The organism is Streptomyces sp. RP5T, assembly GCF_003933965.1.
In the GTDB taxonomy this organism is placed as follows: Bacteria; Actinomycetota; Actinomycetes; order Streptomycetales; family Streptomycetaceae; genus Streptomyces.
Window position 1 is genome coordinate 1 of sequence record NZ_RSAJ01000961.1, and the last position, 2,000, is coordinate 2,000.

At 72.0% G+C, this 2,000-nt stretch carries 2 protein-coding genes; both read right to left on the minus strand.

What is annotated here, in order from left to right:
* Window positions 1-1,383 (minus strand): glutamate synthase subunit beta (locus tag EHS43_RS43435; RefSeq protein WP_148104301.1); only part of this gene is annotated, 1,383 nt, incomplete at its 3' end.
* Window positions 1,384-1,511: 128 nt separating this feature from the next.
* On the minus strand, window positions 1,512-1,991 hold the full coding sequence (locus tag EHS43_RS43440; protein ID WP_125195929.1) for a DUF1772 domain-containing protein: 480 nt from the start codon (window positions 1,989-1,991) through the stop codon (window positions 1,512-1,514).
* Between the last annotated feature and the right edge of the window lie 9 nt (window positions 1,992-2,000).

Genomic DNA, 2,000 nt, shown 5'->3' on the forward strand with positions numbered 1-2,000 from the left:
CGCCCACACGATCAACGACTGCCCCCGAGCGGCGTCCCCGGCGGCGAACACCCCCGGCACGTTCGTGCCGAACCCGGCGTCCCGCGCGACCGTCCCCCGAGGCTCCATCTCCAGCCCCAGCTGCTCCACCAGCCCGTCTGCCCGGTCGGGCCCGGAGAACCCGAGCGCCAGCAGCACGAGGTCGGCGGGGAGGGTCCGCTGCGTGCCCTCCACCGGCCGCCGCGCCGCGTCCACCTCCACGAGTCGCAGCGACCGCACGTGCCCGTGCTCGTCGCCGGTGAAGCGCAGCGTGGACGCCGCGAACAACCGCGCGTCCGCGTCGGCGGCGGGTGCCGTCACCAGATCACGGGCCTCCTCGTGCGCCGCGGACAGCCGGTAGATCTTCGGGTACGTGGGCCACGGCTCGGCATCCTCGTCCCGCTCGTGCCCCGGCCGGGCGTAGATGTCCAACTGGGTCACGGAGGCGGCCCCTTCACGCACCGCGGTCCCCAGGCAGTCGGCCCCCGTGTCACCCCCGCCCACGATCACGACGTGCTTTCCGGCGGCCGACATCGGGGACACCGCCAGCTCGCCCTCGCACACCCGGTTGGCCAGCGGAAGATACTCCATGGCCTGCTGGATTCCAGCCAACTCCCTTCCCGGTACGTCCAGTTCGCGCCATGCCGTGGCCCCGGTCGCGATCACCACCGCGTCGTACCGCGTCCGCAGTTCCGCCGCCCCGACGTCCCGCCCGACCGCCGTGGACGTACGGAACTTGGTCCCCTCGGCCCGCATCTGCTCGATCCGCCGCTCCAGATGGCGCTTCTCCATCTTGAACTCGGGGATGCCGTAGCGCATCAGCCCGCCGAGCCGGTCGTCCTTCTCGTAGACGGTGACCGTGTGCCCCGCCCGCGTCAACTGCTGTGCCGCGGCGAGCCCGGTCGGCCCCGATCCGACCACCGCGACGGTCCGCCCCGAGAGCCGGTCCGGCGGCCGCGGCGGCGTGAACCCGAGCTCCCAGGCCTGGTCCGCGACGGCCACCTCGACGTTCTTGATGGTGACCGCCGGCTGGTTGATGGCCAGCACACACCCCGCCTCGCACGGCGCCGGACACAACCGCCCGGTGAACTCGGGGAAGTTGTTCGTCGCGTGCAGCCGGTCGGCGGCCTGTCGCCAGTCCTCCCGCGAGACGAGGTCGTTCCACTCGGGGATGAGATTTCCCAACGGGCAGGCCTCGTGGCAGAACGGGACACCGCAGTCCATGCAGCGGTCCGCCTGCGCGGTGACGATGGGCAGCAGCGCTCCGGGGACGTACACCTCGTCCCAGTCCCGGACCCGCTCCTCGACCGGCCGGCGGGGCCAGTCCTGGCGCGGGGTGGTCATGAATCCCTTGGGATCGGCCATGGCCGGCTTCCTCGCGGCGCTCCTGCGGAACTTCTTCCGGCCACGATACGACTCCTCGGCCCCTCGCGCAGAGGCCCGGCGAGCCGCCGGAACAGCGCTTTCTCCAGACCTGGGCGGCGGGTGCCCGCTCAGGTGAGGGCCAGTACGTACGCCAGCGCCGCCGCGCCCGAGGCGATCGCGCGGACATGGTTCCACATCGTCCACTCGCGCACATACGCCGGCCAGTACGCCGTCGCCTCCGCGGTGCCCGGGTCCAGCCCGAGCAGGGTGTCGTTGCGGGGCACGTGCGCCACCATCGTCAGCCCGAACGCGCCGAACAGATACAGCGCGCTGCCCACCAGCAGCTCCACGGTCCCCTCGTCCGGCCACAGCACGAACGTCACCACCGCGATCACCGCGCTCAGCACCGCGGAGCCCACGAAGACGGCCATGAAAGGCGGCCGCACCGCGCTCACATTGATCGCGTTCATCGCGGCGACGCCCTGTGCGGGCGGCAGCTCGGCGAGCCCTCTCATCACGAACGTCGAGAACGCGCAGAACACCCCGGCCACCAGCCCGGTCCCGAGCACCCCGAGCACGACCAGTACGAAGTAAGGCCCGTCGATCATCACCACACC

What these genes read in the sequence shown, in the direction of transcription:
- EHS43_RS43440 (WP_125195929.1), bottom strand. Translation starts at nt 1,991, where the DNA reads ATGATCGACGGGCCTTACTTCGTACTGGTCGTGCTCGGGGTGCTCGGG.